At 68.2% G+C, this 18,033-nt stretch carries 19 protein-coding genes and 1 tRNA gene; 9 read left to right on the top strand and 11 right to left on the bottom strand.

Annotated features, from left to right (window positions below; genetic code table 11):
• The first annotated feature begins 41 nt into the window (after positions 1–41).
• The gene (locus tag ACLIVD_RS00105; RefSeq protein WP_491931703.1) at positions 42–1,013 is read left to right on the top strand and encodes a helix-turn-helix domain-containing protein; all 972 of its coding nucleotides are present in this window, start codon (positions 42–44) and stop codon (positions 1,011–1,013) included.
• Here the strand turns inward: ACLIVD_RS00105 and ACLIVD_RS00110 are convergent.
• Complete coding sequence (locus tag ACLIVD_RS00110) at positions 1,003–1,467, bottom strand: hypothetical protein (protein ID WP_283334698.1); 465 nt, start codon at positions 1,465–1,467, stop codon at positions 1,003–1,005. The two genes, ACLIVD_RS00105 and ACLIVD_RS00110, sit on opposite strands and share 11 nt — an antisense overlap.
• 157 nt (positions 1,468–1,624) lie before the next feature.
• Positions 1,625–2,185 (bottom strand): hypothetical protein, encoded by a 561-nt coding sequence (locus tag ACLIVD_RS00115; protein WP_491931704.1) that lies wholly within the window; start codon positions 2,183–2,185, stop codon positions 1,625–1,627.
• 100 nt (positions 2,186–2,285) lie between these two features.
• Here ACLIVD_RS00115 and ACLIVD_RS00120 point away from each other — a divergent pair, with 100 nt between their 5' ends.
• Both ACLIVD_RS00120 and ACLIVD_RS00125 read left to right on the top strand, forming a co-directional pair.
• Entirely contained in the window at positions 2,286–2,813 is a 528-nt protein-coding gene (locus tag ACLIVD_RS00120; RefSeq protein ID WP_025431550.1) for a peptidylprolyl isomerase, read from the top strand.
• A gap of 13 nt (positions 2,814–2,826) precedes the next feature.
• Positions 2,827–3,744 (top strand): rhomboid family intramembrane serine protease, encoded by a 918-nt coding sequence (locus tag ACLIVD_RS00125; protein WP_491931705.1) that lies wholly within the window; start codon positions 2,827–2,829, stop codon positions 3,742–3,744.
• On the opposite strand, the gene ACLIVD_RS00130 is transcribed toward ACLIVD_RS00125, so the two are convergent.
• Both ACLIVD_RS00130 and crgA read right to left on the bottom strand, forming a co-directional pair.
• Positions 3,738–4,196 carry a PH domain-containing protein gene (locus ACLIVD_RS00130; RefSeq protein ID WP_317570511.1) on the bottom strand — a complete coding sequence of 153 codons (459 nt, stop codon included), beginning with the start codon at positions 4,194–4,196 and terminating at the stop codon, positions 3,738–3,740. The genes ACLIVD_RS00125 and ACLIVD_RS00130 overlap by 7 nt on opposite strands.
• A 67-nt stretch (positions 4,197–4,263) precedes the next feature.
• On the bottom strand, positions 4,264–4,527 hold the full coding sequence (gene crgA, locus ACLIVD_RS00135; RefSeq protein WP_005249082.1) for a cell division protein CrgA: 264 nt from the start codon (positions 4,525–4,527) through the stop codon (positions 4,264–4,266).
• A gap of 119 nt (positions 4,528–4,646) precedes the next feature.
• Here crgA and ACLIVD_RS00140 point away from each other — a divergent pair, with 119 nt between their 5' ends.
• Together ACLIVD_RS00140 and ACLIVD_RS00145 are read left to right on the top strand one after the other, a co-directional pair.
• Complete coding sequence (locus tag ACLIVD_RS00140; RefSeq protein WP_280783095.1) at positions 4,647–5,348, top strand: DUF881 domain-containing protein; 702 nt, start codon at positions 4,647–4,649, stop codon at positions 5,346–5,348.
• Positions 5,349–5,403: 55 nt separating this feature from the next.
• On the top strand, positions 5,404–6,057 hold the full coding sequence (locus tag ACLIVD_RS00145) for an aminodeoxychorismate/anthranilate synthase component II (RefSeq protein WP_491931706.1): 654 nt from the start codon (positions 5,404–5,406) through the stop codon (positions 6,055–6,057).
• 60 nt (positions 6,058–6,117) lie between these two features.
• Here ACLIVD_RS00145 and pknB read toward each other — a convergent pair whose 3' ends face one another.
• The 7 genes from pknB to ACLIVD_RS00180 all read right to left on the bottom strand — a co-directional run bounded on the left by pknB (position 6,118) and on the right by ACLIVD_RS00180 (position 15,851).
• A complete protein-coding gene (gene pknB, locus ACLIVD_RS00150; protein ID WP_280783097.1) occupies positions 6,118–8,037 on the bottom strand; it encodes a Stk1 family PASTA domain-containing Ser/Thr kinase in 1,920 nt (639 codons plus the stop codon).
• Positions 8,034–9,422, bottom strand: a complete 1,389-nt coding sequence (locus ACLIVD_RS00155) for a protein kinase domain-containing protein (protein WP_280783098.1) — start codon at positions 9,420–9,422, stop codon at positions 8,034–8,036. The genes pknB and ACLIVD_RS00155 overlap by 4 nt, the downstream gene beginning before the upstream one ends.
• A 2-nt stretch (positions 9,423–9,424) precedes the next feature.
• Positions 9,425–10,912, bottom strand: coding sequence for a penicillin-binding transpeptidase domain-containing protein (locus tag ACLIVD_RS00160; RefSeq protein WP_283334705.1), 1,488 nt, complete (start codon positions 10,910–10,912; stop codon positions 9,425–9,427).
• Complete coding sequence (locus tag ACLIVD_RS00165) at positions 10,909–12,363, bottom strand: FtsW/RodA/SpoVE family cell cycle protein (RefSeq protein WP_009476773.1); 1,455 nt, start codon at positions 12,361–12,363, stop codon at positions 10,909–10,911. The genes ACLIVD_RS00160 and ACLIVD_RS00165 overlap by 4 nt, the downstream gene beginning before the upstream one ends.
• A complete protein-coding gene (locus ACLIVD_RS00170) occupies positions 12,363–13,829 on the bottom strand; it encodes a PP2C family protein-serine/threonine phosphatase (RefSeq protein ID WP_280783100.1) in 1,467 nt (488 codons plus the stop codon). The genes ACLIVD_RS00165 and ACLIVD_RS00170 overlap by 1 nt, the downstream gene beginning before the upstream one ends.
• Positions 13,826–14,290 (bottom strand): FHA domain-containing protein FhaB/FipA, encoded by a 465-nt coding sequence (locus ACLIVD_RS00175; protein WP_005249074.1) that lies wholly within the window; start codon positions 14,288–14,290, stop codon positions 13,826–13,828. The genes ACLIVD_RS00170 and ACLIVD_RS00175 overlap by 4 nt, the downstream gene beginning before the upstream one ends.
• Positions 14,291–14,546: 256 nt before the next feature.
• A complete protein-coding gene (locus ACLIVD_RS00180; protein ID WP_283334706.1) occupies positions 14,547–15,851 on the bottom strand; it encodes an FHA domain-containing protein in 1,305 nt (434 codons plus the stop codon).
• A 253-nt stretch (positions 15,852–16,104) separates the two neighbouring features.
• Between ACLIVD_RS00180 and ACLIVD_RS00185 the strand changes: the two genes are divergently transcribed.
• The 4 genes from ACLIVD_RS00185 to ACLIVD_RS00200 all read left to right on the top strand — a co-directional run bounded on the left by ACLIVD_RS00185 (position 16,105) and on the right by ACLIVD_RS00200 (position 18,032).
• Positions 16,105–16,190, top strand: a tRNA-Leu gene (locus ACLIVD_RS00185).
• Between the two features lie 280 nt (positions 16,191–16,470).
• Positions 16,471–16,866: a DUF6292 family protein gene (locus ACLIVD_RS00190; RefSeq protein WP_280783102.1), complete on the top strand. Its 396-nt coding sequence runs from the start codon at positions 16,471–16,473 to the stop codon at positions 16,864–16,866.
• Positions 16,867–16,920: 54 nt separating this feature from the next.
• The gene (locus ACLIVD_RS00195) at positions 16,921–17,574 is read left to right on the top strand and encodes a hypothetical protein (RefSeq protein WP_491931707.1); all 654 of its coding nucleotides are present in this window, start codon (positions 16,921–16,923) and stop codon (positions 17,572–17,574) included.
• On the top strand, positions 17,571–18,032 hold the full coding sequence (locus ACLIVD_RS00200) for an RDD family protein (protein ID WP_491931708.1): 462 nt from the start codon (positions 17,571–17,573) through the stop codon (positions 18,030–18,032). Before ACLIVD_RS00195 ends, ACLIVD_RS00200 begins: the two co-directional genes overlap by 4 nt.
• Position 18,033 lies beyond the last annotated feature (1 nt).

The following is an 18,033-nucleotide window of genomic DNA, read 5'->3' on the forward strand; positions in this document are numbered from 1 at the left end:
CGACATGGTCCGGCAAGATATCGCCACTTAGACTGGGGTTCATGATCTCCAAGGTCGCAACGCTCCTCCTCGACCGTGTCTCGATGTTCGAGTTCGGGGTGGTCTGTGAAGTGTTCGGAATCGACCGCACCGCACACGGGGTTCCGCCGTTCGACTTCCGGATCTGCGGGATCCGTCCCGGCGAACCGCTCGCGTCGATCACGCCGGGACTCACGCTGTCCGCCGACTACGGACTGGATTCCCTGCGCGACGCCGATCTCGTCGTGGTGCCACCGCCGGGGGCGCAGTCCGACTTCCCGGTGGAGGTGCTCGAAGCGGTGCGCGGCGCCGCCGATGCCGGTGCCATCGTCCTCAGTCTGTGCTCGGGTGTCTTCCTGCTCGGGGAGGCGGGGCTGCTGGACGGGCGCAAGTGCACCACCCACTGGGAGTACGTCGAGGAACTGGCCACCCGGTTCCCGACCGCGACCGTCGACCCCGACGTCCTGTTCGTCGACGAGGGCAACCTCGTCACCAGTGCGGGCACCGCAGCAGGCATCGACGCGTGCCTTCACGTGGTGCGCCGGGAGCTCGGTTCCACCGTCGCCAACACAATCGCCCGCAGGATGGTCGTGCCGCCGCAGCGCGACGGGGGACAGCGCCAGTTCATCGAGCAGCCGGTGGTCGCGTGCACGTCGGACAGCCTGAGCGAGACGATGGCGTGGATGAGCGAAAACCTCGAGTTGCCGCACACGATCGACGAGCTCGCGGCCCGCTCGTCCATGTCGACGCGCACGTTCGCCCGCAAGTTCGCGGCCGAGACGGGCACCACCCCGGTGAAGTGGCTGACGACGCAGCGGGTCCTCTACGCGCGGCAGCTACTCGAGGGCACCGACCTCGGTCTCGAGGCGATCTCGAGACGCAGCGGATTCGGGTCCGGCGCGCTTCTGCGCCACCACTTCAACCGGGTGGTCGGCGTCGCGCCCGCCGACTATCGGCGCCGGTTCGGTTGCAACACGGCCGAACTCACGCAATGAACGTGCCGATGGCCGGGTTCGCCTGGCAGATCGGGCTGCTGCCGAAGTTGATCGATCCGAACGCCGTCGCCACCACGTTCCCGACGCCGGTGTTCACCGTCGCGGACAGGAAGGGGTAGACGCCGCCGAGGTTCACGATCCCCGAACGTCCGCTGTCGGTGTTGACCCAGGCCACGGTGACCTGCGCGGCCGCCGGGATCGGTGGCGCGGCGGGGCGCGACTCGAACCGGATGTCGCCGTCGGCGATGGGCGGTGACGCCTCCGGCCCGGACTGTCCGGTGAGCGCCGTCAACGACATCAGGCTGCCCTGGTTCGGACATCCGATGGTCAGGGCCGGTCCGCCGAACGGGTGCGGCGGGTCGGCGCCGGCGGGGCCGGCCGTCAGCAGAGCCGCCGTGGCGGCGATCGGAAACGTGACGACGGCGATGCGGTGGACGATACGTCTGGCGGTCATGTCTGCTCCTCGGAACGGATCCTCGCGCTGGTGCGCATCTGCCTGCGGGATACCCCTGGTACAAGCCGTGAAACGAAAGGATTCGCAGATGCCGGAGACCGTGCCCACCGATCCTGCAGCCGCCCGGCTGCGCCGGGCGACACCCAGGGGGCGCGCGCTACTGGCCGGGGAGTGACGGGTCGGTTGCGGTGAGGGGCTTCGTCGCCGTAGGCGGCGTGGGCTGCTGCGTGTCCGCGTTATCGAGGTCGCGCAGGTTCGGGGGAGCGGACGCGACGCGCGGCTGCTCGCGGCGGCGGCTCTTGACGAACACCGCGCCCCCGGCCACGGCGGCACCGAGCAGGACGACGATCGCGATGCGACGGCCCTTCCGCGACTTCTTCTCCTCGACCGGTGCCACGGCCGAGGTCAGGGGACGAACGACATCCTGGGCGACCTTCTTCACCGGCACGGTCCGGGCGCGTTCGTAGCCCTTCTTGGCCAGCGAGGCGCCCTGACGGCCGAGGAACACACTGAGCCGGCCGGCGCCGCGAGCCGTGGCGAGTGCCGCCGAGCGTGCGTAGCGCCGCGCCTGATCGACAGCCTCGGATTCCTTGACGCGGGAAGCCGAATCCTCGACGTGGGCAAGAGCGGTCTCGACTCGTTCGGACACCTGCTCCTGCAGGGTCTCGGCGCGTTCGGTCGGAAGCAGATTCGTGAGGGACTCCGTCGCTCGTGTCATGTCCCCACTTTGTCACAAGAACCGGGAGCACGAACCGATCCGAAGTACTCGAGTCACCGCGGCGGAACCACACGGAACCCCACAATGGCAACATGGTGGTGTGACTTCACCTCATCAGACCGCAACCGCAACGCTGCACACCAACCGCGGCGACATCAAGATCGCGCTGTTCGGCAACCACGCGCCCAAGACCGTCGAGAACTTCGTCGGCCTGGCCGACGGTTCGAAGGACTACAGCACCGCCAACGCCGGTGGCACCGACTCCGGACCGTTCTACGACGGCGCCGTCTTCCACCGCGTCATCGACGGATTCATGATCCAGGGCGGCGACCCCACGGGCACCGGCGCCGGCGGCCCGGGCTACAAGTTCGGCGACGAGTTCCACCCGGAACTGCAGTTCGACCGCGCGTACATCCTGGCCATGGCGAACGCCGGCCCGGGAACCAACGGTTCGCAGTTCTTCATCACCACCGGCCCGACGCCGCACCTCAACCGTCGCCACACCATCTTCGGTGAGGTCGTCGACGAGGAGTCGAAGAAGGTCGTCGACGCCATCTCGACCACCGCCACCGATCGCGCGGACCGTCCGCTCGAGCCGGTCGTGATCAACAGCGTCACCATCGCGTAGGGAACCGCAGCACATGACCAACCCCGACTGGGGCGGTGCCGCGAACGAGGGCACTCCGCCCCAGCCGCGGTGCGTCCGCCACCCCGATCGCCCCACTGCGCTGTCGTGCAACCGGTGCGGTCGTCCCGCGTGCCCCGAATGCCTGCGCGAAGCGGCCGTCGGCTACCAGTGTGTCGACTGCGTCGCCGCCGGACGGCGCGATGTCCGCCCGGTCCGTAACGTCGCCGGCGCCGTGACCACACAGCGTCCGACACCGCTTGTGACGTACATCCTGATGGCCGCGAACGTCGGCATCTTCCTGATCACCGCGGCGCAGGCCCGCAGCATCATGCAGAACCAGGCCGGGTCGAAGCTCTTCGCGGACTGGGCGCTGTTCCCACCCGCTGTCGTGGACGGGCAGATCGTCCGCGTGCTCGGCAGCGGATTCCTCCACTTCGGCATCATCCACCTGGCCGTCAACATGTTCGCGCTGTGGGTGATCGGCCGCGACACCGAACTGGTCCTCGGGCGTGCCCGCTACGCCTGCGTGTACTTCGCGTCGCTGCTCGGCGGTTCCGCCGCGGTGATGCTGTTCCAACTCGGCGCGGTCACCGCGGGTGCGTCGGGTGCCGTCTTCGGACTGATGGGCGCTCAGGCCGTCATCCTCCTGCGTCTGCGGCGCAGCCCCGCACCAGTAATCTCGGTGATCGCCATCAACGTGATCATCAGCATCACGATCCCCGGCATCTCACTGTGGGGGCATCTCGGCGGCCTGGTCGCCGGAGCCGCGGCCACCGCGGGAATTCTCTACGGGCCCCAACTGCTGGGCGTCGGGAACAACCGGGAGAAGGCCGTCACCGTCGGCTGGGTCTGCCTCGGCGTCGTGATGCTGGTGCCGCTCGCCGTCATCGCGATCCGCACCCTGCAGCTGCGCGCGAGCTTCGGCTACTGACCCCGGCCCACCAGACGGTGCACCGCGAGGGCATCGAACACGTCCTCCGGATTGGTGCCGAGATCCCACCGGCCGAAGATCAGGAGGCGTTCGGTGCCGTCCTCGGTGCGGACGTCGATCTCGAGCATCGGCACCCGGCGGCCCAGCCGGGGATAGCGCACGAGCCGCGCGCGTTCGATCTCCGAGCGGGCATACCCGTGGCGGCCGCTCAGCCGGTTCACCACGATCCCGCCGCCCTCCTTGTCGACGGCGAGGCGCGGGCGTTGCCGGAGCGCGGACGCGGCGGTCAGCAGCAGCCCGAGGGCGGCGACGCACACGAGGACACGGCCCGCCGGCTCGGTCGACACGGAAAGTCCGGCGACCCCCAACGCGACTCCGCCCGCGGCGAGAGCGATCACCGCGCCGAGGGGCGTCGACCACTCCAACGGTGCCTCGTCAGCAGACATCAGCACTCGACCTGCGGTTATCCACAGGGGTTGTCCACATTGGGGATGAATGACATGGGTGTAATTGTGATGGTCAACGCCAGCGCATCGTCATGATCAGACCGACCACCATGAAGCCGAATCCGATGAGGAAGTTGTAGGCACCGAGGTTGTTCATCCACTCGAGCTGGTCGGCGGCCAGGTAATAGACGAGCAACCACACCAGGCCGACCAGCATGAACCCGAGCATCACCGAGACGTACAGGGTGCTCGAGGGGCCGGCCTTCACCTTCACCGGGGTGCGGCTCGCAGGGTTGATCGTGTAATCGGTCTTCTTTCGGACCTTCGACTTCGGCATGACGTCCTCGTTCGTACGGCTCAACAGGAATGTGGGCAGGTAGATTCGGAAATACCTGCGTGTGTACACGCTAACGTAGCCGCGATTCGCGCGGCGAGGACGAGGGGACGGAAACACCGGTGACCAGGTCGATCTTCTGGCGGATCGCGGTGCTGGTGGTGTGTCTCGTGGCCGGTCTGCTGGTGGCCACCACCCGTCAGGTGTCGCACGGCAACGAGATTCGCGCCGGCGATTCCACCCGACTGTCCGACCTCGTGCGCAACGCCCAGTCCGAGACCGACCAGGTGGCCGAGACCCGCGACCGGCTGGCGGCGCAGGTCGAATCGCTGCAGCAGGACGCCGCCGCGTCCGACAGCGGTGTCGCGCAGGCGCTCGCCGACAGCAAGGCGCTCGCCACCGATGCCGGACTCACACCGATGACCGGTCCCGGCGTCACCGTCACACTCACCGACGCCCCCCGCGACGCGGACGGCAAATATCCCGTCGACGCGTCGCCGGACGATCTCGTCGTCCACCAGCAGGACGTCCAGAGTGTGCTGAACGCACTGTGGGTGGGCGGTGCCGAGGCGATCAGCATGCAGGACCAGCGGATCGTGAACACGTCGGCACCGCGCTGCATCGGCAACACCCTGCTGCTGCACGGTCGCACCTACAGCCCGCCCTACGTCATGTCGGCGATCGGGGATCCCGCGCGACTGGAGGCGGCGCTCGCCAACGAACCCGGAATCCGGGTGTTCAAGCAGTACGCCTCACGGTTCGGCCTCGGCTACTCGGAGGCGGCGTCCGGTCAACTGTCCGTGCCCGGTTACGCGGGGCACTGAGCCCGAACGGTCCCCGGCCGTGCAGAGCGGGAAGCGGGCAGAATACCCTGCTTCCATGAGGATTCTCGTCGTCGACAACTACGACAGCTTCGTGTTCAACCTGGTCCAGTACCTCGGACAGCTGGGAACACGGGCCGTGGTCTGGCGCAACGACGATCCGAACCTCACCGGGCCCGACGCCGTCGCGGCGGCAGCGGCCGAGTTCGACGGCATTCTGCTGAGCCCCGGTCCCGGCACACCGCAGCGGGCAGGCGCGACGATGGACCTGGTCACGGCGTGTGCCGCGGCCAAGACGCCGCTTCTCGGGGTGTGCCTCGGACACCAGGCGATCGGGGCCGCATTCGGCGCCACCGTCGACCGGGCACCCGAACTCCTGCACGGCAAGACCAGCATCGTCCACCACACCGGCGAGGGCGTTCTCGCGGGTCTTCCCGACCCGTTCACCGCCACGCGCTACCACTCACTGACCGTCCTGGAAGACACTATCCCGGACGAACTCGAGGTCACCGCCCACACCGACAGCGGCATCGTCATGGCGATGCGGCACCGGGAACTGCCGATCCACGGCGTCCAGTTCCACCCGGAGTCCGTGCTCACCGAGGGCGGGCACCGCATGCTCGCCAACTGGCTCGCCGTCTGCGGCGAAGCCCCGAAGGAATCCCTCGTCGCCAACCTCGAGACCGAGGTCGCGCAAGCGTTGGGCGCGTAGCGCCCGTGCGCCTTTTTGGTAGCTACAGCAACCAGAAAGGCGCACGGGTGGCGGAGCCGCCTACCGCGGGATGCCCAGCGCGCCGACACCGACGGAGACGACCCCGTTCTTGGTGATCTCCGATCCCGGCGGCTGTTCCTGGCTGATGATCTTGCCGACCATCTCCGGGTCCAGGGTGGACGTCTGCGTCTGATTCAGCGAGCTCGACGACCCGCTCCAGCCGGCGCTGCGCAGCTCGGCGAGCGCCTGCGACACCGTCTTGCCCGTCAGGTCCGGCATCTCGATGTTGTTGCCGTTCGACACCCGGATCTGGATGGTGTCACCCTTGGCTGCGGTGGAGCCGCCGACGGGGTCGGTGGAGACGACCTGGCCCTTCGGCACACCGGAATCGATGTTCTGGATCTGCACCTTGAAACCGGCGCCCTCGATGTTCGCCTGCGCGACCTCGACCTTCTGGCCGGTCACGTCGGGGATGCGGATCTGCTCCGGCCCGGTGCCCAGCGTGACGGCGACCTCGGAGTCGAGGGAGATGCTCGCGCCGGAGGACGGGTTCTGTTCGATCACCTTGTCGACGTCGGACACGTCGGACGGTGCACGGGCGACAGCGGTGTCGAGCCGCAGTCCCACCGCGTTCAGCTCCTGCTGCGCTTCCTGCTGGGTGAGACCGGCGAGCCGCGGGACCTTCACCTGTTCGGGGCCCGACGACACCTCGAGGGTGATCGTGCTGCCCTCGTCCACCTGCACGCCGCCGACGGGGCGGGTGGTGATGACGTTGCCGGTCGCCACGACGGCGTCCGGTTTCTGTTGCCGGGCGACGCGGAAACCGAGGTTCTGCAGTGTCGTCTCGGCGTCGTCCGCGGCCTGGTTCGTGACGTCCGGCATGGTCACCTGATCGGCCTTCGAACCCGGTCCCACGGACCACAGGAACGCGCCGACGATGCCGACGACGATGAGGGCGCCCAGCGCCATCAGCGCCACCCGCATCGGGTTCTTCTTCTTGTCGGGCTCGCCGCCGTCCGTCTTCGACGCGGTGGCCGGGGCCGGTGACTGCTGGCGCCGGTAGTTTCCCGCGCCGGTATCGACGGCACCGAGGATCGTGGTGCGGTCCTCGTCGCTCATGACCATCGGCGCGCTGGGGCGCTGCCCGCCGAGCACCCGGACCAGGTCGCTGCGCATGTCCGCGGCGGTCTGGTAGCGGTTGGCGGGGTTCTTGCTCATCGCCTTGAGGATCACCGAGTCGAGCTCACGCGGAATGTCCGGATTGACCGCGGACGGTGTCTGCGGGTCCTCCCGCACGTGCTGGTACGCGACCGCGACCGGGGAGTCACCCTTGAACGGGGGTTCGCCGGTGAGGATCTCGAACAGCACGCAACCGAGGGAGTACACGTCGGAGCGGGCGTCGACCTGCTCGCCGCGGGCCTGCTCGGGCGACAGGTACTGGGCGGTGCCGATGACGGCGGCCGTCTGCGTCATGGGGCTGGACGCGTCGGAGATCGCTCGCGCGATGCCGAAGTCCATCACCTTCACCGCACCCGCACGGTTGATCATCACGTTGGCGGGTTTCACGTCGCGGTGCACGATGCCGTTGCGGTGGCTGAAGTCGAGCGCCGCGCACACGTCCGAGATGACTTCCATCGCGCGGCGCGGCGCCATCGGGCCCTCGCTGCGCACGATGTCCCGCAACGTGTCGCCGTCGACGTACTCCATCACGATGTACGGCAGGGGTCCCGCTTCGGTTTCCGCCTCGCCGGTGTCGTAGACGGCCACGATCGCCGGATGGTTCAGCGCCGCCGCGTTCTGCGCCTCGCGACGGAATCGCAGGTAGAACGTGGGGTCGCGGGCCAGGTCGGCGCGCAGGACCTTGATCGCGACGTCACGGCTGAGTCGGACGTCGCGGGCGAGGTGGACCTCGGACATGCCACCGAAGCCGAGAATCTCACCCAGCTCGTAGCGTGAGGAGAGGTTGCGCGGTGTCGTCATGGCAGTCCTTGTGGGGTCGGAGTAGTTGACTCCTCCGACGTGGTCGTCGTGGTCGTCGTCGTGGGGGCGGTGGTGGTCGTGGTGGTGGTGGTAGTCGTCGTCGGCTCTGTCGTCGTCGTGGTCGGCGGCGGGGTGGTGGTCGTCGTGTACGGCTGGGTGGTGGTCGTCGTGTACGGCGGCTCGGTGGTGGTCGTCTGTTCCTCGGTCGTGGTGGTGGTCGTCGGCCGCGGTGTCGTCGTGATCGTCCGCAGCGACGACGTAATCGCCGGCGACGTCGGTTCCTTCGTGTCACCACCGTCGAACAGGACGAGCGCGAGCCCGATGATCGCCGCCAGCAGGAGCAGACCACCCGCACCCCAGGCCACGGCCTTCTGGCCGCTGGTCAGCCCGCCCTTCTTGCCGTCACCGTTCGAGTCGTCCGGCGGCACCTGCCCGGTGACCGGTCCCGCGTACGCGGTCTGCGAGGGCGGCATCATCTGGGTTGCACCGGTCATCGGCGGCGGCAGAACCCGCGCCGCCCCGGTACCCGACACGCCGGGCGGCGGGGGACGCCTGCCCGCCCGGACCGCCGCGACGGCGTCGGCGAACTCTCCGCCACTGGCGTAGCGAGTGCTCGGATCCTTCGCGATCGTGATGTCGATGAGTTCGCGGATGTTCGGCGGCAGGTCGCTCGGCAACGGTGCCGGCGCCTCCTGGACGTGCTTCATCGCGACGGTGATCGCGCCGTCGCCGACGAACGGGCGACGTCCGGACAGCGCCTCGTAGCCGACGATGCCGAGGGAGTACACGTCGCTCGCCGCGGTCGCGTCCTGGCCGAGCGCCTGCTCGGGGGCGATGTACTGCGCGGTGCCCATCACCATGCCGGTCCGCGTGATCGGCGAGTTCTCCACGGCCTTCGCGATGCCGAAGTCGGTGATCTTCACCTGGCCGGTGGGGGTGATCAGGATATTGCCGGGCTTCACGTCGCGGTGCACGACTCCGGCGTCGTGCGCCACCTGCAGCGCCCGGCCGGTCTGCTCGAGCATGTCCAGGGCGTGCGGCACCGCGAGGCGGCCCACCCGCGAGAGGACGGCGTTGAGCGGCTCACCGTTGACGAGTTCCATCACCAGGTAGGCGGTGGAATCGCCGGTGGCGTCGCGGACCTCGCCGTAGTCGTAGATTCCGGCGATGCCGGAATGGTTCAGCTGCGCGGTGGTACGCGCCTCGAAACGGAACCGTTCGACGAACTCCGGGTCGGACGAGAACTCGGACTTCAGCACCTTCACCGCGACACGACGGTTGAGCCTGTTGTCCGTCGCTTCCCAGACCTGTCCCATTCCGCCCGTGGCGATGAGCCGGATCAGGCGGTATCGATTGGCGATCAACGCGCCGTTGTTCAGTGCCACAATCAGCCCCCTTGTAGTCCGGCTGCGATGACGGCACGGCCGATAGGTGCAGCCACCGAGCCGCCGGTTGCGGCCAGTGCACGATCTCCGCCGTCCTCGACGATGACCGCAATGGCCACGGTCGGGTTCTGGGCGGGTGCGAATCCGATGTACCAGGCGTGGGGCGGGGTGTTCCGAGGGTCGGTCCCGTGCTCGGCGGTGCCCGTCTTGGACGCGATCTGGACGCCCGGGATCTTGCCTTCGCCGCTGGTGTTGTTCTCGGAACCGATCATCAGGTCGGTCAGGGTGGCCGCCACCTGGGACGACATCGCCTGGCCTTCGGACACCGGGTTGGTGGTCGCGAGGTTGGACAGGTCCGGCCCCTGCAGTTCGGACACCAGTTGCGGTTGCATCCGCACCCCACCGTTGGCGACGGTAGCCGCGATCATCGCGTTCTGCAGGGGAGTGAGCGCGACGTCACGCTGGCCGATGCTGCTCTGACCGAGTGCGGCGTCGTCGGGGATCGACCCGATCGTGCTGTCCGCGACGGGGAACGGGACGCCGGGCATCTGCCCACCGATGCCGAGCGCGCTGGACTGGTCGCTGACGGCGTCGGCGCCGGTCTTCACACCGAGTTCGACGAACGCCGTGTTGCAGGACCGCGCGAACGCCTCACGCAGCGACGCGGTGGGGGCGCCGCCACACGTGGAGCCGTTGTAGTTCTCGAGCGTCGTCGACGTGCCGGGAAGGGTGATCTGCGGGGCCGCGGTCAGCTGGGTGTCGGGGGTGGTTCCGGCGGCGAGCGCCGCCGCGGTCACCACCACCTTGAACGTGGAGCCCGGCGGGTACGTCTGCGACACCGCACGGTTGATCAGCGGCTTCTCCGGGTCGGCGTTGAGGGCCTCCCACGCCTGGGTGGTCTCGGTGCCGTCGTGGCTGGCGAGCGAGTTGGGGTCGTAGCTCGGGGTGCTGACCATCGTGAGGATGCGTCCGGTGCTCGGTTCGATCGCGACGACCGAACCGGTGTAGCCCTTCGCCGTCAGCTCGTCGTACGCCACCTGCTGCATGACCGGGTTGATCGTGGTCACCACGTTGCCGCCGCGCGGGTCGCGCCCGGACACCAGGTCGAAGAAGCGACGCCCGAACAGCCGGTTGTCGGAGCCGTTGAGGACCGGGTCCTCGGCCCGCTCGAGACCGGTGCTGCCGTACTGCATCGAGTAGAAACCGGTGACCGGTGCGTTGGCCAGCGGGCTGGACGGTGCCGCCGGGTTCGGCGGGTAGGTGCGCAGGTACTTGTAGCGGTCGTCGGTCGGGACGGACGCCGCGAGCACCTGGCCGGCCGCCGAGATCTGGCCGCGCTGACGCGAGTACTCGTCGAGCAGCACGCGCGAGTTCCGCGGATCGGCCCGCAGGTTGTCCGCCTTGATGACCTGAACGTAGGTGGCGTTGGCGAGGAGGGCGACCACCATCACCATGACGGCGATCGCGACGCGACGCAGAGGTGTGTTCATGAGCGCGGCACCATCTCGGTCGGGGCGTCGGCGATGGGTGCGGGGCCCTTCTTCTTCGGGACGGCCGGCTCACGGGCGGCGTCGGAGATCTTGATCAGGATCGCGAGAAGGAGATAGTTGGCGAGCAGCGACGACCCACCGTAGGACATGAATGGCGTGGTCAGACCGGTGAGCGGGATCAGCTTGGTGACGCCGCCGACCACCACGAACACCTGCACCGCGATCGTGAAAGACAGCCCGGCCGCGAGGAGCTTGCCGAAGCTGTCGCGGACGGCCAGCGCGGTGCGCAGACCGCGGATGACGAGGATCAGGAACAGCATCAGGACGGCGGCGAGCCCGATCAGACCGAGCTCCTCACCGATCGTGGCGACGATGAAGTCGGTCTTCGCGAACGGCACCTGGGCGGGTCGTCCGCTGCCGAGTCCCGTTCCGGCCACACCGCCGGTCGCGAGTCCGAACAGCGACTGCGAGATCTGGTAGCCGGTGTTGTTGTAGTCGGCCAGCGGGTCGAGCCAGGTGCTGACCCGGACCCGGACGTGGCCGAACAGCTGGTAGGCGAAGAAGAAGCCGATTCCGAGCAGTCCGACGCCGATCAGCAGCCAGCCGACGCGCTCGGTGGCGATGTAGAGCATCACCAGCACGGTGCTGAACAGCAGCAGCGACGTGCCGAGGTCCTTCTCCAGCACGAGCACACCCACCGACACCATCCACGCGACGAGGATGGGGCCGAGGTCGCGGGCGCGGGGGAGGTCGATGCCGAACACGTGCTTGCCTGCGGTGGTGAACAGGTCGCGCTTCGCGACCAGCACCGACGCGAAGAAGATGATCAGGAGGATCTTCGCGAACTCGCCGGGCTGAATGCTGAAGCCGGGGAGGCGGATCCAGATCTTCGCGCCGTTCACCTCGGAGAAGCTGGACGGCAGGATCGCCGGGATGGCGAGGAACACCAGTCCGGCCAGGCCCAGCGTGTAGCTGTAGCGGGCCAGGAGGCGGTAGTCCTTGAGCAGCACCAGCACGGCCACGAAACCGGCGATGGCCAGCGTCGTCCACAGCACCTGCTGGTTGGCGTCCGGCGACGGGACGGGCAGCCCGAAGTAGGCGGCGGACTGTGCGTCGGCGAGGTCGAGTCGGTGGATCAGCACCAGCCCGAGGCCGTTGAGCAGCGCGACGATCGGCAGGATCAGCGGGTCGGCGTACGGCGCGAACCGGCGCACCGCGAGGTGCGCGATCAGGAACAGCGCCGAGTAGGCGGCGGCGTACTTGGCGAGGTCCCAGGTGATGCTCTGTTCCTGGCTGGCCTCGACCAGCACCAGCGAGATCGTCGTGATCAGGATCGCGAAACCGATCAGGATCAGCTCGGTGCCCCGGCGCGTCGACTGGACGGGGGCTGGCGCGAACCCGCCGGGGGGACTGGGAAACTGCGCCCCCGGTGATGCACTTGCGACCGACATCAGCTAGCCGTCCTGCAGTTCTGACCGGGAACCTGGGTCACGGTCGGCGCCGGGGTGGCGGTCGGAGTCGGGGGTGTGCTCGGCGCCGGTGCGGGCGGCACCTCGGCCGGGGGGACAGGCGCGGGCGGCGGCGTGGTCTCCGGGACGGGAGCCGGAGTCGGTGCCGGAGTGGTCGTCGTGGTGGTGGTGGACGACGCCGACTCGCAGACCGGAAGCAGATCGTTCTGAGCGAGCCGCGTCATCTGGTTGCGGACGTCGTCGAGCTTGCCCGAGGGCAGCCCGGCACGCACCTGCTCGCGGGCGGACGGCTGGAGGTCGTCGACCTCGAGGATGGTGCACCCGTTCGGTGATTCGGTCGGCGACATCAATGTCAGGTCGCCGGCATCGCTGACACAGCCGACGAGATTCGCTTCCTGCAGCGAGTAACCCAGCACCGAGCCGGGAACTCCGCGCAGCACGGTGACGCGTTCGCCGTCGGCGCCGACGTAGTAGTTGTTGCGGACCAGAGCCCGCCCCACGAAGGCAGCGACGGCGACCACGACGATCAGACCGAGCGCGAGCGCAGCCCACCACATGCGGTGACGCTTCTTCTTCGTCGGCGGTTCCTCGACCTGCGGGACCACCCGCTTCGGGGTGGCCCGCGGCGGCCGCATCGCGGCGGCGCGGCCCGCGGCCGTGTTGGGCGGCGGTGTGTCCTCTTCGTCGTCGGCGGAGGCGGCACCGGCGACGATGGGGTGGCTCTGCCCGTAATCGAGGTCGATGACGTCGGCGACGACGACCGTCACGTTGTCCGGGCCGCCGCTGCGCAGGGCGAGTTCGATGAGCCGGTCGGCGCACTCGTCCTGCGAGCCCTCACGCATCGTGTTCTCGATGGTCTCGTCGCTGACCACGTCCGACAGTCCGTCGGAGCACAGCAGGTAACGGTCGCCTGCGCGCGCCTCGCGGACCGTCAGCGTCGGCTCGATCTCGTTGCCGGTGAGGGCGCGCATGATGAGCGACCGCTGCGGGTGGGTATGCGCCTGCTCGGCGGTGATCCGTCCCTCGTCGACGAGGGACTGCACGAACGTGTCGTCCCGGGTGATCTGCGCGAGGGAGTCGTCGCGGAGCAGGTAGGCGCGGGAGTCGCCGATGTGGACCAGCCCGAGCTTGTTGCCGGAGAACAGGATTGCGGTGAGCGTGGTGCCCATGCCGTCGAGTTCGGGATCCTCCTCGACGTGGTCGGCGATGGAGTCGTTGCCCTCCCGGGTGGCGGCCTCGAGCTTGCCGAGAAGGTCTTCGCCGGGCTCGTCGTCGTCGAGATGTGCGAGGGCCGCGATCATCAACTGCGACGCGACCTCACCGGCCGCGTGACCGCCCATGCCGTCCGCGAGCGCCAGCAGGCGGGCACCGGCGTAGACGGAATCTTCGTTGTTGGAACGGACGAGGCCACGGTCACTGCGGGCGGCATAGCGGAGTACGAGGGTCACGGGCGCAACTCGATTACCGTTTTGCCGACCCGTACGGGGGTACCGAGCGGCACGCGGACAGATGTGGTGACCTTGGCGCGATCCAGGTACGTGCCGTTGGTCGAGCCGAGGTCTTCGACGTACCAGTCGGCGCCTCGCGGGGAGAGCCGAGCGTGGCGGGTGGAGGCGTAGTCGTCGGTGAGGACGAGGGTGGAGTCGTCGGCCCGGCCGATGAGGACGGGCTGGGTGCCGAGAGTGATGCGCGTGCCGGCGAGGCCGCCCTGCGTCACCACCAGATACTTGGCCGTCTTGGTCTTACCCAGCGACGGCAGCACGTTGCCGCTGCGCGAATATCGGGGCGGCACACGGACGCCGGATCCCGCGTAGATGTCGCCGCGCAACGCCCGCAGAACGGTCCACACGAAAAGCCACAGCAGAAGCAGGAAACCTGCTCGTGTGAGTTGCAGAATCAAACCTTGCACGGCAGTCCACCTCCTTCTGTGGCGGGAACGTTCGAGGTTCCAGCGTCTTTTTCTCGCAGCATCATATGGGCAACCCGCACCCTGGGATCAGGATACGGACAGCCCACAACGATACGGAGTCCCCACCGTGTTACGTCCGACACGGGCTCCGACGCGATGTCGGTCGAGTATCGAAGCCGTCTCGGTTGGGTCTCGGTGAGGCAGTTCGGGGTCGGGTATCGGCAGAACCTACTCGGAGTCCCAACTCGGTGGTGCCTCAGAGGATTCGGACCAGAATCTCCGAATGACCCGCCCGGATGATGTCTCCGTCGGCCAGCTGCCAATCCTGCACGGGGGCACCGTTGACGGTGGTGCCGTTGGTGGAGCCGAGGTCGGACAGCATCGCGACCTGGCCGTCCCAGCGAATGTCGATGTGGCGGCGCGACACACCGGTGTCGGGCAGGCGGAACTGTGCCTCCTGGCCGCGGCCGATGATGTTGTTGCCCTCACGGAGCTGGAAGTGGCGTCCACTGCCGTCCTCGAGCTGCAGCGTCGCCGTGAACGTGTGGCCGTCGGGCGCGTAGGCCTGCTGCCCGTAGCCGCCCTGGTCGTAGTCGGCGTAGCCCTGCTGGTCGTACGCCTGCTGGTCGTAACCGCCCTGCTGGTAGCCGCCGCGGTCGTAACCCTGGTCGTAGCCCTGCGGCTGCTGGTACCCGGCCTCCGCGTAGGAACCGTCCGGGTAACGGGCGGGAGCCGCCTGCTGGTCGTACGCCTGCGGGTCGTAACCCTGCTGGTAGCCGCCCTGCTGGTAGTCGTAGCCGGCGTCCGCGGGCTGCTCGTAGCCGGGAGCCTGCGCACCCTGGTCGTATGCCTGGCCGTACGCGGCATCCTGGGGGTACCCGCCGCGCTGGTCGTCGGGGTACTGCTGCTGGTCGTAGCCGCCCTGCTGGTAGCCGCCGCGGTCGTAACCGTTCTGGTAGCCCTGCGGGTACCGCTGGTCCTGACCCGCATGGGCATGACCGTTGCGCGCGTACTGCGGGTCGGGATTGCGGTTGCCCGCTGGTTCGCGGCTGGGGTCGTAGCCTGAGTTCTGCGTCATGGGGCCAGCTCCTGGATTCGACGTGACGGGTACAAACGGTGCCTGTGGTCGCGGTGCGGGACCGCCTGGCGGTTCGGGTCGCCCCGGCGTGGCCGCCCCTGGGCGGCCGGCATCCGGATCCACCGAACCCCGGGTGCGGAACTGCCCGGTGTGCAGTGAAGGCGACGGTTCGAACGCGACATGAATGGGACCATACGTCTGCCAGCCCTGGTCGCGAATGAAGTCTTCGAGGTGTCGGGCGAAGGCCTTGACCGTCAAGTCTCTGTCGGCGGCAAGTTCTTCGTGGTCCGAGTTGTTGATGGCGATGACATAGCTGTTCGGCGCGAGCAGGTGCCCACCGTCCAACTGCTGGATTCGGTCGGAGGCTTCCTGCTGAAGAGCGGCCTCCACCTCCTGTGGCACCACGCCGCCGCCGAAGACCCGGGCGAACGCGTCACCCACGGCTCCCTGGAGCTTCCGCTCGAAACGTTGAACTATCCCCATCGGAACCTCCTCACGGTGCCTGGCTGTCGGGCCTACTGTCCTCGGTGCGGTGGCTGTGACGAGACATGTCCGTGTCGCGCCACTGCCGTGCGCGTATCCCACGGTACTGTCATTGCCTCGGGCCACGACACGGGTCTACGCCATTGCATGATATCGGTCTTTGCCTGGACGGGTGTTTTTGTGGCCTTTTCGGGTCCTGACCTGTACGAATCGTGATTTCTGGCGACCTCGTGTTAATGTTTCCGGGTCGCTCGGGCGAGTGGCGGAATGGCAGACGCGCTGGCTTCAGGTGCCAGTGTCCTTCGGGACGTGGGGGTTCAAGTCCCCCTTCGCCCACCACAAGCGGTTCTTCGGAATCGCGACATCGAGGCCACGAACTCATGAGTTCGTGGCCTTCGTGTTTTCCCCACAAAGGTGCGTGGGGTGGTGTATCCCCACCCCAGGGTGGCTACCGGGCGCCCCGTCGCAGCCCGACGATGGAGTAGAAGCCTCGTCGCGAACCACCGGCCCTTCGGACCCGAACCCGTCCTCCCGGCGGTCCGTGACGAATGACTCGAGTGTGAACCTGCCGTCCGGCTTCTTCCGCTGGGTTTCTGCGAACGTCGAGAGTGGGTTGTGTATGAGCATCAGCCAGGTCCGGGCCACCAGCTCGGCGAATGTCGGTGAGTACGTCGGTTCCGTCGCGACAACGGTGGGCGCCCAGTCGGTCGACTGGTGGTGCACCCCCGCTTTCGACGCGGTCGTGACCCTTTCCTGCGAGATCCCCTACTACCGTGGCCGGAAGGCCGTACTGGCCTGGAACCGCCACTTCGGGTGGTCGCTCGGGGTCCACGGACTCTCCCAGGGGAACGTGCTGGTCGTCGAGGGACTCGGGTTGGGACCGGCACCGGATCCCGCGCACTGCTCGGATCGGGTCGCCGAGTTGCTCACCGAACTCGCCGACTGGGCGCCCCGTCCGGCGTCCGGACAGCCCGCCCCGCGAATCGTGCACGGCCCTGGCGCTCCCCACGCCTGAGCTATAAATCTGGAACCCGTGCGTCGCGGGCGCCGACCGGCTTGGATATCGAGTATGGACGGCAGGAGAGCCCCTGATCCGCTGCGCCTCGCGGTCGGCGTCGCCGCGACCGCCGGCGGTGCGTTGCAGCGTGTGATCGGACTCGGCGTCGACACGGCGCGACTCCTGCCGGGAGTCGACCCGCTGCTGGTCACCCTCGAGGAACGCGGCACCCAGACGCTCCGCAGTGCCGACGAACTCGCGGATCGGGTGCTGCACGCAGTGCTGCGAAGAGTCGTGCAAGTCGCTCTTCAGGAGGTGGACCTCACCACGATCGTGCGTGATCACGTCGACCTGGACGTGGTCGCCGAAGGCATCGACATCCAGCGCATCATCGACCGCGTCGACGTGGATGCCATCGCCGCCCGGGTGGACATCCCGCAGATTCTCGATCGCGTCGACATCGACGCCGTCGCCGCGCGGATAAACGTGGATGCGATCGTCGACCGCGTAGACGTGGACTCCGTCATCGGGCGGGTCGATCTGGTGGTGCTCGCCGATACCGTGATCGAGGGCGTGGACCTGCCGCGCATCATCCGCGAGTCGACGGACTCGATGTCCAACGAGGCGGTCCGCGGGGTGCGGACCCAGGGCATGCAGGCCGACGACGCCGTCGCCGGGTTCGTGGGCAAGCTGTTCGGGCGCGGGCACGAACCGGACGATGCATGAGCACCCCGGCGCATCGCGCGGCCGGGATCGTCACCCGCGGTCTGACAGCCGGCATCGACCTGGCAGTCGTGCTGGCCGTGATGGGCGGCATCTATGTCGGAGTGTTGTTCCTCCGGTTGCTGTTCTCGCCGCAGGAATTCTCGTTCCCCGATGCCAATGCCGTGCTCTCCGTGACCTTGTTCATCGGCGTGTCGGTGCTGTACCTGACGGCGTGCTGGGCCGTGAGCGGCCGCACCGTCGGTGCCGTGACGATGGGGCTGCGGGTGGTCAGCCGCAACGGTGAACTGATCGGCTGGCTGCGGGCCCTTCTCCGGGCGGTGCTGTGCGTGATGTTCGGGTTCGGATTGTTCTGGGCGGCAGTCGACGGCCGGCGCCGGTCCCTGCAGGACATCCTGCTGCGGACCGCAGTCGTCTACGACTGGGATCCGGATCTGCACGCCGTCGAGCCGGGCACCTGAC

This window comes from Rhodococcus sp. G6(2025) (genome assembly GCF_058628105.1).